The 12911-nt window shown below is 51.8% G+C and carries 10 protein-coding genes and 3 pseudogenes; 1 reads left to right on the top strand and 12 read right to left on the bottom strand.

Annotation, left to right across the window (positions count from 1 at the left end; genetic code table 11):
• Positions 1-255: 255 nt before the first annotated feature.
• The 10 genes and pseudogenes from BM485_17135 to BM485_17090 form a co-directional block, all read right to left on the bottom strand.
• On the bottom strand, positions 256-2190 hold the full coding sequence (locus BM485_17135; protein OKY73777.1) for a polysaccharide biosynthesis protein: 1935 nt from the start codon (positions 2188-2190) through the stop codon (positions 256-258).
• A gap of 138 nt (positions 2191-2328) precedes the next feature.
• Positions 2329-2623 (bottom strand): annotated as a pseudogene (locus tag BM485_17130) (UDP-phosphate galactose phosphotransferase).
• A gap of 64 nt (positions 2624-2687) precedes the next feature.
• Positions 2688-2930 (bottom strand): hypothetical protein, encoded by a 243-nt coding sequence (locus BM485_17125; GenBank protein OKY73776.1) that lies wholly within the window; start codon positions 2928-2930, stop codon positions 2688-2690.
• Positions 2931-3029: 99 nt separating this feature from the next.
• Positions 3030-3164 (bottom strand): annotated as a pseudogene (locus BM485_17120) (hypothetical protein).
• Between the two features lie 401 nt (positions 3165-3565).
• Complete coding sequence (locus tag BM485_17115; protein ID OKY73775.1) at positions 3566-3931, bottom strand: hypothetical protein; 366 nt, start codon at positions 3929-3931, stop codon at positions 3566-3568.
• Positions 3928-4546, bottom strand: a pseudogene (locus tag BM485_17110) (hypothetical protein). The gene BM485_17115 and the pseudogene BM485_17110 overlap by 4 nt, the downstream one beginning before the upstream one ends.
• A gap of 227 nt (positions 4547-4773) precedes the next feature.
• The gene (locus BM485_17105) at positions 4774-5670 is read right to left on the bottom strand and encodes a hypothetical protein (protein OKY73774.1); all 897 of its coding nucleotides are present in this window, start codon (positions 5668-5670) and stop codon (positions 4774-4776) included.
• A complete protein-coding gene (locus BM485_17100; protein ID OKY73773.1) occupies positions 5657-6205 on the bottom strand; it encodes a hypothetical protein in 549 nt (182 codons plus the stop codon). Before BM485_17100 ends, BM485_17105 begins: the two co-directional genes overlap by 14 nt.
• A 162-nt stretch (positions 6206-6367) precedes the next feature.
• The gene (locus tag BM485_17095; GenBank protein OKY73772.1) at positions 6368-7309 is read right to left on the bottom strand and encodes a transposase; all 942 of its coding nucleotides are present in this window, start codon (positions 7307-7309) and stop codon (positions 6368-6370) included.
• An 82-nt stretch (positions 7310-7391) separates the two neighbouring features.
• On the bottom strand, positions 7392-8705 hold the full coding sequence (locus tag BM485_17090; protein OKY73771.1) for a nuclease: 1314 nt from the start codon (positions 8703-8705) through the stop codon (positions 7392-7394).
• Between the two features lie 673 nt (positions 8706-9378).
• Between BM485_17090 and BM485_17085 the strand changes: the two genes are divergently transcribed.
• The gene (locus tag BM485_17085) at positions 9379-10539 is read left to right on the top strand and encodes a hypothetical protein (protein OKY73770.1); all 1161 of its coding nucleotides are present in this window, start codon (positions 9379-9381) and stop codon (positions 10537-10539) included.
• A 546-nt stretch (positions 10540-11085) separates the two neighbouring features.
• Here the strand turns inward: BM485_17085 and BM485_17080 are convergent.
• A complete protein-coding gene (locus tag BM485_17080) occupies positions 11086-12267 on the bottom strand; it encodes an aminotransferase (protein OKY73769.1) in 1182 nt (393 codons plus the stop codon).
• Positions 12268-12276: 9 nt separating this feature from the next.
• On the bottom strand, positions 12277-12909 hold the full coding sequence (locus BM485_17075) for a hypothetical protein (protein ID OKY73768.1): 633 nt from the start codon (positions 12907-12909) through the stop codon (positions 12277-12279).
• Positions 12910-12911: the final 2 nt, after the last annotated feature.

The raw sequence follows: 12911 nt of genomic DNA, 5'->3' as shown, positions 1-12911 counted from the left end.
CTTAAGATGAGTTCTTGCAAAATGACTCTATCTGTCATTCCGAACGTAGAGAGGAAACTTTAAATGATGTGATTTTATAAAATTTCTCCCTTACGGTCCGGTAAGCGAACTCGTGAGACTCCAAGAGGACAAATTTTCCTTTTTTCATTTTGCAAGAAGCTCGACTTGTAACAGACAGTAGGGCGGCAATCCGTTGCCGCCTTTTACCGACACACTTCCCGGGAGTAGGGCGGCAATCCCTTGCCGCCTTGTGCCCTATCCCATCAGGCCCGTAGGGCGGCAATCCCTTGCCGCCTTGTGCAATCGAAGCGGAACCGACCCGGTTGCCTTTTTTTCATTGTCACTGACATGCAATCCGTTGTATTCGGGCACGATTTCCCGGAGATGCCTGATTAATTCAGGCACGTTGCGGCTGGTAGCGGCACGGCTCAACTCATCGAGGACCGTTGCCAACCATTGCCAGTCACACTGGCGTGCGCGAGCCAGTTGCAGTTTCGGGTGCGATGTCCCCCGCAGATCTTCACTTTCATGAAAGATCTCCTCAAAAAGCTTTTCACCGGGCCGCAAGCCAATATATTCGATTTTGATATCCCGGTCCGGCTCCAAACCGGACAAACGTATCATCTGCTCGGCAAGGTCCTTGATAAAAACCGGCTCTCCCATTTCAAGAACAAAAATTTCACCGCCCTTGCCCATTGATCCCGCCTGAAGAATCAAACTCACCGCCTCGGGAATGGTCATGAAGTAACGCTTTATTTCTCGGTGGGTGACGGTAACCGGCCCCCCCTGGGCTATCTGCTTTTCAAAAAGCGGAACAACAGACCCGGCGGAACCGAGCACATTGCCGAATCTGGTGGTGACGAATTTTGTCTGGGAGCGAAGATTAAGGTTCTGGCAATAAATTTCGGCAATGCGCTTGGTGGTGCCCATGACATTGGCCGGATTGACCGCCTTGTCAGTCGACACCAAAACAAAACGATCAACATGATACCGGTCGGCGGCATCAGCCACCATCTTGGTGCCGAAGACGTTATTCCGCACCCCTTCGGCCGGATTCAACTCCAGCATGGGCACATGCTTGTACGCAGCCGCATGAAAAACAACATCAGGGGAGAACTTGCGGAAAACCCAATCAACCCTGTCGTAATTTTTCATGTCGCCCAGCACACTAATGATTTTCAGGTCAGGGAATGAAGCGTGCAGCTCAATATCGATGGCATACAGATTAAACTCGCTGTGGTCAAAAATAATAAGCCGGGAGGGATGAAGACCGGCAACCTGCCGGCAAAGCTCCGAACCGATGGAGCCACCGCCGCCTGTCACCAGAACCGTCTTGCCGCCGAGATAGCCCAAAATGGCCTGATGATCCAATTTCACACTATCCCTGCCCAGTAAATCTTCCAATGTAAGGGATCGCAACTGACTGGTGGTTTCCTGGTGGCCATTCATATCTTGGAGGGAAGGCAGAGTGTGGCAGGTAACCCCAATTTTTGCACAAACCGAAGCAACCCGCTGCACCACCTTGCGGCCTGCCGAAGGGATGGCCAAGAGGACAAGCTCGATATCGTAGCTGCCAACCAAGTCCTCGATATCGTCAAGCGAACCATAGACCCGAACCCCGTGAATCTCGCGGCCATGCTTGGCATGATTGTCGTCCACCAAACAAACGGGCATATACTCGGGCCGCCGCAGAAGATCACGTACCAGCAATTCACCGCCCTGTCCCGCGCCAACAATCAACGTTCGCTTCCCCTCCTGTTTGCTGAAAATCTTGTGACGATCTTTAATGAGTCGATAACAAAATCGAGGCCCGGCAAGCCCGCAAACAAGCAACAATGGGTAAAGGAAAATAACCGTCCGAGGAAGCCCATCGAGACGATTGAATTGAAAAAAAACAAGTAGAAGAACCGCTGTGCCGCTGAAAACCGCTTTCAGGATACGGAGCAAATCAGGCAGGGAGGCGAAACGCCACATCCCGCGATAGAGACCAAATATCCACAAAAACAAACCTTGGAGGGGAAAGATCACCAGCAAGATTTGATAAAATACCGGAAAATAGCGCGAAGGAATACTTTCAAAGTTAAAACGAATCCAGTATGCACAGAAAAGGGCCAAGGGAATCCAGAACAGATCGTGCAATAACGCGGCCCAGCGATTAAAAAAAAGTTTGCGCAGATAGGTTTGCGGCATGTCTACTCCCCCTCAAGAACACTCTTTCAAATTTGAAAACGGCCTGATACGCCTACCATAGCTCTTCACTTTCATCTTGTCTTCCAAAAGTTGAATCAAATGCAGGTGCAGCGTGTCATCACTTCCTGCAGGGTCGTGCAGGTCATACAGTTGGGGCAACTCGTCCAGGCTGGACTTGCGTAGAAAGCCACCAACAGGCGTGAGGTGCGTCGCCGGATCAGCAAGCAGATGGGTTGGCCACCGCCGGGGTACCCACCCGCATGCTGCGGAATTTCGGCATCCTGAAGATACTATTATTGCGACCCACCCGGTCGGACCAATAAAGGACCGGCCCTTTGGATGACAGCTTGACCAGCAAGGCCACCAGCACAATCGGCAGGCCCAGAACAAGCGCCACCCAAACGGCCAGAATCAGATCAAACAGTCGTTTCATGCAAAAATCCCTTGCGCTGTTCGGCGCAGTCCCTCATCCACACTGATGGCCAGCCCACTTTCATTTACCCTTTATCCCTCAGCCATTGTCTGCCCGTTTCAGTTAACTGATATTGCTGTAAAAGGCTATTTGGTTTATCGGGGATAGTCATTTCAAGAAATCCACTCTCTATAGCTGGCTTCAGGTACGATTCGAGAAAATGTTTTTTATTCTTAATCCCAAGCCTTTTTTGCAGTTCTTCTCTGCCGACAATCTTTTCACAAGCAAGCAAGACGCGCGCAACTGGGGGGAACTGGGGGACGGGCAACCGGGGGGGGCAACATGCTCAGTCAAGCGCATCTCGACCTTGAAAAAATCACCAACCTCATCTACAACGAGGACAATCTCAGGGTAATGTCTCCTGACCGACATCAACACCGCACACATTACCATGATCGTCGATACCAACGATGACCTTACCGCCATCCGTATTGGCAAAGGCAACCAGGGAGATGACGACTTCCTTGCCAAAAGATTTTTTATGTTCAACCGCTTGTGATTCCACTTCTCACCTTAGCCCGATCTCCTGGTCTTTTCGGAATTCTGTTCAAAACCTGCCCAGTGATAAAGAACTGCTCAACTGACACGCGCAAGAGCCAACCTTGTATGATTGAGGAAAAACTCATTACCTGGACTCAACACAACCAAACACACAATTCAAGACCTGCTCCCCACCCCCGTCACTGCAAGGAGCGGAGCGACGCGGCAGTCCAGAGGTTTTGACTCAGGAGCCGCCACTATTACCTGGATTGCTTCGCTCCACTCGCAATGACGGATGGGGGTAGATTGCCGCGAACCACTCGCAATGACGATATCCTTTCCTCACCTCTTGCTTTTCCCATCTTGCCTCCCCCATTCATTTTGCACCTTGCGACCTTCTATTCATGATAATAATGAATTAATTCAGCAACTGGAACTCTTTTTCAGGAATGCCGAGGCAATATCGGAAGTCGCGGACTTTGACTTTTCCACAATATCCACCTCAAAACCAAAGGCCGCGAACTCTTCGCGCAACGCCTTGAAATACGGCTCGAAAGTGAATTCCCGATTCGCCGCCAGCAAAGAAAAGTCCAGACCCTCCGAAAACCTGGGAAGACCATAAAATATACGCAGACAGGTGCCGCCATAAAAAGCGGCTTTGGCAACCCCCCCACGGTTCAGGCGGCAAGGGCGATTTGCTGCATCACCTCGCGCAAGGCATGGGTCACCTCCGCATCGGTATCGCGGCGGTAACGTTTCAAGCATCTGCTCAACCACCGTCGGGGTCATAAAGTCTCCAATGCCCTGGCCAGCACCCGCAAATGCCGCGACTTGTATCCCGCGGCAGCACAATCACCAGCAACCTGCCGATCCATCTCCCGCAGCATCTCCATATCCATCCGCAAATGCTCCAGCAGCCAAGTCAGCATGCCGGATACCGACATAAGGGGCAGCCGACGCGTCAGCATGATCAGATCGCACAGTGCCTTCTCGGGCGAAGCCAGCAAATACGATACTCCGCCCTCTCCCTGCTCCATTCGCACCCCAATCCCGTAAGCCGGAGGCGGCAAATGTGTATACGAGAATCGGCCCAGGCGCGTGGTCATTACCCGGCTGCGCTTCAAGGTCACCGAAGTAACATCGAACACCCCTTCGGGAATCAGGCCGTATCGGCTCAAGGCAAACTCCAGCGACACATAGGAAGGACCATACAGAATATTGGCCACCAGAGGCAACGGTATCGGCTCTGCCCGCTCCTCCGGGCCCAAGACATAAAGGCAACAGCACCCCCTTGGCCAGCCAGTCGGCTATTTTGTCGTTGGGACGGCGATAGCCCGCCAGCACCGACAACAAAACCTCGTGACCAAAAGGAACATTACCCAGATGACGAAGCAGTTTTTCCATTCCGTTTCTCTCAAAAAATGCATAATTAAACGGAAAATAACCGATTATATATTCATTTTCAAGCAGTAGATGTGGCCAGCCCGGCAAAGGCCTCGACATAGCGGGCGGCCAGTTCCCAGTAGCTCCACGGGGTATTCCAAAAACTGATAATTCAAGATCAAACCCCGGGGTTGCGACTTAACAACTTGGAAGCCTGACCCCATACTGCCGGCGCCCCCATTCCTTACTTACATCTTAAACCTGGGCGGTTCAGAAACGTTCCCGAGTGACTGCGCCACCTGTTCACATTCCGCGCAGACAATGCTGGTCAGATACGACCAGAACGCTTCATTCTCAATCGTTTCCGTCACGATGCGCACAGGCAGGAATCGTCTCATTTCTTGAATAAAATCATGACGTAACCCTGCATCCAGCTGTAATCGAGTCTTCCGTTCATTGAGCAAATCCAGAAATTCCGCCGTACTCCGATGACGATCCAGAATCTTTTTCGGGATCAAATCAAGCGGCAGATCAACACCTTGCTGCTTAAGCCAGACAATATCCCAAAGATCACGATTCTTCAGCCGGTTTGCCCGTAAGGCCAGGGCAACAAGTTTATCAGCCAGGATTTCTTCACGGCTTTGCGCCTGGATGATCAGGCTGGAGGTCCCCATTTCGACGCCATAATGGTTGCGCAACATCATCGGCCGCCGATCATGGCTGGGCAGGGTACAAATATCGATATTTATTCGTTGGGAAGGCAGCGACTTTTGTTCCGGCCTGGTGATAACGCTCATCTTCCAGGTATCAACGTTCCCCGTCTCTTTCTTCGGTTCACCCACCGTAACCTGCAAGCCATATTTCGCTTCCAGGCTGTCAACAAGAACAGCAGCCAAATCGCTCAGCGTCGCACGGTTGAAGTGCTTTCCCCCTGTAAAATCTAAGTCCTCACTCAACCGATGAGAGCCATAACAGGCCCGCAGGCAAGTCCCGCCGATAAAGGTCAGGGTGTCGAGAAGCCCGGCTGCACTCATTTCGCGAATGATATCGTGGTGGAGAAGTTCTTTCTCCACCACCGCACGCAGCGGCGCAAGCTCAGCCTTATTTTTCGTTGCCTGAAGGACAAGTTGATCAAACAAGTTCATTGGCTGCATTCCAATCGATTAAATCGGTACTCCGCTTGGTAGCCTGCATATCCTTTATTGCCAGGGCAACGGATGCACGCCACAAACGGCAACGTGAGTCGTAGATCAGGTGATCCGTCAAATTCTCCGGCTGCTTCTTGGTGTGAACAAACTCAATCCGACCGAATTCACCACAATTTACAATGTGACTGCGACCGGAAGACATCAAGGTGATCCAGTTCATAGGAATCTGAGAAATCACTCCGGCATCGCTGAGCGCCGTCTCAAGGCTGATATAATTAAACGCATCGGCCCGCAATCTCGCAGCCGCGTGAAAAAGCACCAATCCACCGGCATAATCAACCGACGGATACAGGTACACCCCGCGGCAGATACGCTTAAGCAAACCATCCCTTACCCCTCTGGATACCAGCGCTTTGAATCCACCCTGACTCTGTTCGGGCATTGCACCCTTCAGGTCGGCAAGGGAAAAGAGGTAATGTTCATCATCCGCAAGTTCAGCAAGAATCTTTGCCAGTTGCTTAATCGGCTGCATAGGCCACCACGGTCCACATAAGGTTACAGTTAATATAACTTTATGTATACCGAAAAAATCAGACTGTCAATGGTTGCATTGAGCAAAAGGAAAGCACCCCTCATTTTCAATGGGCGTTAAAAGGAGAACGCTAAGGGACAACGGGGTCAGGCTTCCAAGTTGTTAAGTTTCTCCTTGCATCGTTATTTGCAGAGACCTCATCTTTTCAGCAAGTACCGGGTCATCCTGAACACGATCCGACAAGCGGCGCACGGCTGAACTGATACTCCCCACATCCCGGTTCACCAGCTTGGCAATTGAAGAAAGGGTCACGCATCCTGATTCACGGGCCAGCCAGCCTGCCATCGCCCGGGCCTCCGATGCAGTTCTCTGCTGTGACTTGGCCTTTAAAATGCTCACATCAATATGATATGCCAGGCACACCTGGTCGATGATTTGTTGGGCGATCAAGCGAAGCGGCATCTCCCCTGAGCCGGAAAGACATCTGTCCATAAAGTTGTCGTCACCGAGAAGTCGCGAATCGACGCCGGCACCATGAAAATCGGGTCGGCGAACTTCACCCACTCCCTCAAGGACAAAAGCCATGTACGCTGCTTGCGCCTTGGTAACCGATTTTCCAAACTGGCCCAACATCCAATCGGTGGTCAACCAGGGGAGTGTTTCTTTTCCCAGGTAGGCGCGGTGGCCACTCCAGGAGTACTCCTCAGGATCTACAACCAGGCCTGCCCGCACCGGATTGAGGTGAATATAGCGAACCAATTCAAGAAGATAGCTCTCACCATCCACGAGGATGGCCTTGTAGCGCCCCTGAAAGAGATGGCCCGACCTTTGCTTCCGCCAGTTGATCCAGCGGGTATAGCGGAAGGAGAGATTGTGCATGGCGCGGGACAGGGGGATATCGCCAACTTGCAAGGCAAGGTGGATATGGTTACCCATAAGGCAAAAGGCGTGGATGCGGTATCCGAACCGGTGGCTCCCCTCTTGAAGAAGCAGGCAAAAACGATAGCGGTCAGCTTCGGTCAGGAATACGTCCTGGCCACCGTTTCCCCTGAAAATAACATGATAGATTCCACCAGGAAGATGGATGCGTGGTTTCCGTGCCATACGTTGGAATATATCTTTGCAGCTTCAACTTGTCAACTTGGAAGCCTGACCCCATACTGGTCCATACTGGTCTTCTCCCTGCTCAAACCACGTCCGGTCGTTGGTCTCCAATCGTCGAGACACAATAGAGTGGGAGGAATTGGAGTTTCTGGTCAGATAGTTTATTGCTCGTACCGCTATAAAGGACCAACCCTTGCGGGCAATTATGATATTTTTCAAGCATAAGGTGCAGACTTCGCAGACTCCCGCCTGCTCCCGATTTAACCTCTACCGGGTAAATATTTCCTTGCCGAACAACGAGAAAATCAACCTCAGCACTACTGCCACGGGCCTCTCGTGCCCAATAAAACAACTCTGAACTATGCCAGGCCAGTAGTTCCTGGGCGACAAATTGTTCCGCAAGTTTTCCCCGGTACATCGCCAGAAGATTTTCCTGCTGCAATTCCAGTTCAACCGGCACCTGACAGAGTCTCTGCATAAGCCCTATGTCGAGCATGGATGCCTTGAATTTCTTTGGGTTGGCTGTTGCGCCTAACGGCAAACCACTTGGGTCACAGGCCGGAATTTTATGAACGGCCTTCGCCTTGACCAGCAGATCAAACGCCTTACGATTCATCTGGCTTGAATGCCCATCATTCAAACGTGTATATTTTAATTGTTCTCCAATACTTTTTGCCACGTTCAAAAAAACTGCATCCAGGCAGATCGTATTGATATGAGGGGTGTATTTGGAAAAGTCATCGCGATACGAGTCCAGAATTTCTGATTGGACCTGAAAGGTTTCAACCATGGAACCGGTGTCACGATAGGTCTTGACACATTCAGGCATGCCGCCAACAAAGAAATAGATCCGTAATTCCCTGAGGATGATTTCCTGGATAGAACCTGCAACGTTGTCCGACTGCTCCAGAGTGTATTCGGCCATCTGCTCTTTGCCCATTGACAGCAGATATTCGTAGAATGTCATCGGATGCATGTGCAGATACTGCACGCGGCCGACAGGAATGGATATCTCGCCAAAGCCAAATTCCAGCAATGACCCGGCGGCAATAACATGAAGTTCCGGCATCTCTTCATGAAAGTAGCGTAATGCCATGAGGGCGCGCGGACAGGCCTGGATCTCATCAAAGAAAAGAAGCGTCTCACCGGGTATGATTCGACCAGTGGTCAATTCCAGATGCTTCAGTATCGACTGAGGCTCAAGATTCCCGGAGAAATGAGGGTGCAGATCGCGGCGTTTTTCCAGATCTATTTTGACAAAACTATGAAATTGCTTTGCCAGAACATTCTCGACAAGCCATGTTTTCCCAACCTGGCGAGCCCCACGAATTATCAGTGGTTTACGACGCGGCGAATCTTTCCAGCCTGCAATCTGTTTTTCAGCTAATCGTTGCATGCATGATTCTCCCTTGCTTCAGACGTGTTGGTACAGAGTGTATATCAAACTGCAACCAACTAACCCCAATGAACGGGACAAGTGCCTTTCGCAGCTTATTTTCTTACAAAAAAGTAACTATCCAGCAAAGGGCAAAAAAACTTGAAAAAACCCTGGACAGTTACGCAAAAAACAAGAAAATAAGCTACAAGGCACTAAACATTACACCTGTTCAACATAAAAAGTCAAGGGTGTTTCTATTATTCTAAAGTTAAAAGTCAAGGGTATTTGCTTTCTTGTTGCAGGCTGAATGAGAAATTGCGTCCCCTTTTCCGTTCTTTTTTTGTACTTTCATCAAATATCAACTTCGATAGGCGCCGCCGAGACCGTCAGCTCACCTTAGCCATCCCATGCGGCGCATTGGAACGAGGAAAGGGGCAACCAACGGCGGATAATGGATTACCGAATGCAAACCCCGTAGGGGCGACCCGGTGGGTCGCCCGCGTTCCCGGATGCGACGGGTTACATCCTTCCGCCCTTCGCCCCACCCCCGTCACTGCGAGGCGTGCAGCAATACTAATTCCGCCAGCTTTTGCCGATCATTCGAGGTGATCATAAAATTCTGCCCCTGCTCATCATCGAAACATGATACGATTATCTTGCCTATTCATATACAATTTGATACGATTAGCACATGCAAACAAATCATTGGATATGGCAACACCGCAACTGGCCTGCATTTTCGTATGATGCCAAGGTATTGCTCGCAGACATAGCCGCTGTTTCTCGACTGGCAGGCAGATTGGATATCATTTATCGCACACTGAACAACGAAGAACAGATGACCGTTCAGGAGCAGGTGCTGGCAGATGATGCCATGGAAACATCTGCCATCGAGGGAGAAGTCCTGCGCCGCAGTTCAGTTCGGGCATCAATCCGCAGGCGACTCGGTCTGCCCGGAGATTGCCCGGAATGGGACGCCCAGGCGGACGGCCTTGTCTCCGTGCTGCTTGATGCCCGAAGCAAGCAGCGCCGGCCATTAACTGAAGAAAGACTTTGCGGCTGGCATGCAGCCCTGTTTCCTGCCGGCTATTCAGGGCTGACAAAAATTCGGGTCGGTCGCTACCGTGGCGAAGAGGAAATGCAGATTGTCTCCGGCCCGTTCGGCAGGCAGACGGTTCATTACATCGCTCCACCACAAGAAATCCTGGCCAAAGAGATGAATCAATTTCTCTTCTGGGTCAACAGCAACAATGAACAGGAGCCCCTGATCAAGGCAGGAATCACGCACTTGTGGTTTATTATGATCCATCCTTTTGACGATGGTAACGGACGAATCGGCAGGGCCATTACCGATTACCAACTGGCGGAAAGTTATCCGGCAGTCATGCAGCTTGCCTCCTTCTCCAAGCATATCAGCATGGACAGAAAAGGGTATTATCGTATTCTGGAGGCTGCAGGCAAAGACGGACTGGATATAACCGGCTGGCTGCAATGGTTTCTGCAGACCTTGAAAGCCGCCATCCATGAATCAGAATGGGTCGTTGAAAGAGTTGCCCTGAAGGCTGATTTTTGGCAGCACCATACGAACACTTCCCTCAATGCAAGACAACACAAGGCAATCAACCGGCTGCTGGATGCCGGAGAAAGATTTGCAGGAGGCATGACAACCAGAAAATATGCAGGAATGACGAAATGCAGTAAAGTAACAGCCAGTCGAGACTTAAGTGATCTTGTCGAAAAACATATTCTGCAAAAATGTCCCGGAAAAGGAAGAAGCACAAGTTACGAACTTTGTCACATCGTAACTATTCAGCTCAAGGCCGGAAACGAACAAAAACAACCCAAACCGTAACTATCCGGCAGCGCCGTAGCTGCTAGGCAGAAGCCTGCGAGACTCCGACGCAGATGCGGTGCTGCTGGATAGTTACGTCACATCCAAGACGGGATCAAACAAGAAGGCATTCTGAGAATCAATGTTCCCTGGATTCGTTCAGTTACCCGCTCATCTGTTAAAACCTGATTTTTGAACCCCAAAATGCTGTTCTAAGGCCAAAATCTACCATGATTTCTAGTTATCACACTATAACTTCAACGAGTTGCCTCGGTCCGACCCCGCTCAACACAAAACAATCCCCCCACCGTCACTGCGAGGAGCAAAGCGACGCGGCAGTCCAGAAAGCACAATGGGGCACCACAGCCCAACACCTCCCTGAATTGCCGCGCTTAGCTCGTGTCTGTCCAGAAATAGGTCATTTCGTTCGAGATCAAGGACTGCGAAAAAAATAAGCGCAGGCATATATGCGATATTCCGAGCATTATTTTTTGAGCATGACGCCGAGATCGGGCGAAAGGGCCATTTCTGGACAGACACTAGCTCGCAATGACGTACCCTCACACCTCACCCTTTACTTGTCCCTTCCTCCATCACCGCCGCCACCACCCTGCACGTCTTCTCGATTTCTTCATCCGTCAAGGTGGGGTGGACTAAAAACATCAAACTGGTCTCCCCCAGAGCCCTGGCAACAGGCAAGCGTTTCGCCGGACGCCAGCCCATGCCGTCAAAGGCCTTTTCCAGGTAAACCTCGGAACATGATCCGGAAAAACAAGGTACACCACGGCTGTTGATCTCCGTCATGATACGGTCCCGATCCCATCCAGGGGCCAGGCATTCCGGGCGTAGAAAGACATAGCATTTATACCAGGCATGCTCGACATGACCAGGAACCTCAGGCACCCGCAGGGCGGCACAGGTTCGAGCGGCGTCCAGGATAGCCTCGGCGTTGCGCTGACGTCTCGCATGCCACTCTGGCATGCGGCGCAGTTGGATACGGCCGATCACCGCCTGCATCTCCAACATCCGCCAGTTGGTGCCGAAGGATTCATGCAGCCAGCGGAATCCGGGTGGATGTTTCCGCTCGTAGACTGCCGACCAGCTCTTGCCATGATCCTTGTAGGCCCACGCCTGCTCCCACCACTCCCGACGGTTGGTGGTGAGCATGCCACCCTCGCCCCCCGTGGTCATGATCTTGTCCTGGCAGAACGACCAAGCGCCAAAGTGGCCGATGGAACCCACCGGCCGCCCTTTATAGTGCGCCCCATGGGCCTGGGCGCAATCTTCGATAACATACAACCCCTTTTCCGCAGCCAAGACCATGATCGCGTCCATATCGCACGGCCAGCCGGCCAGATGCACGCAAATGATTGCCTTGGTGCGGGGAGTGAGCACGGCCCGGATCGTCTCGGCAGTAATATTCTGGGACTCCGCATCAATGTCAGCAAAAACCGGCACTGCCCCGGCTGTCACCACACAGGAAGCCGAGGCAAGAAAAGTGCGCGGCGTTACCACCACTTCATCCCCAACACCGACACCCAATACCTTAAGGGCCAGATCCAGAGCCACTGTACCGTTGGCGAGCGCCACGGCATACTCAGCCCCGCACCAGGCAGCGAATTCCGTCTCAAACTCCCGCCCTTCGTTACCTGTCCAGTAATTGACCTTATTGGAAAGCAGAACACGGCTGACGGCGTCGGCCTCTTCCTTGGTGAAGAAAGGCCAGGGGGAAAAGGGAGTGTTCAGCATACTCATTTCTCAACAACTTTTAATTGGTCGAGCCGGCACACCGACCACAGTCAAACCATCCGCCACATGATCAATCACCGCAGCACCCGCACCCACCATAACGCCGGCGCCAATGCGAATACCCTGGACAACCGAGCTGCCAATTCCAATCCAGCTGCCATCCCCTATCTGAACATCACCAGCCAGATGCACACCTGGGCAAATATGCACCCCATCCCCTAAAATACAATCGTGGTCGACCGTTGCCCCAGTATTCACGATACACCCCTTACCGATCAGACAATCAATGTTCACCACCGCACCCGCCACCACCAAGGAACCAATTCCAACAGACACTTCCAGACTGAGAATAGCCGATGGATGAACCACTGTCGTCACATCCAGGCCCGCTCCTTTTAAGCGATCCAGCCATTCCAATCGTGTCGCACTCTTGCCGATTGCCACAAAGACCTGGTCACCCGGCAGAACATTGGCCGCCAAATCCTCACCTCGTCCCACCACTGGCCAAGAACCACATACAGTCAGCTCCGGCCAGCGATCATCAAAAAACAACAACTCGCTCCAGGCGCCAACCGCACGGGCACAGTCACCCACCACCTTGCCATGACCGCTGGCCCCGAGAATCAGCAATCGCCTGTTCATGG

This window comes from Desulfobulbaceae bacterium DB1, from assembly GCA_001914235.1.
In the GTDB taxonomy this organism is placed as follows: Bacteria; Desulfobacterota; Desulfobulbia; order Desulfobulbales; family SURF-16; genus DB1.
The sequence above is the reverse complement of the archived record's forward strand: the minus strand, read 5'-3'. Positions and strand labels throughout refer to the sequence as shown.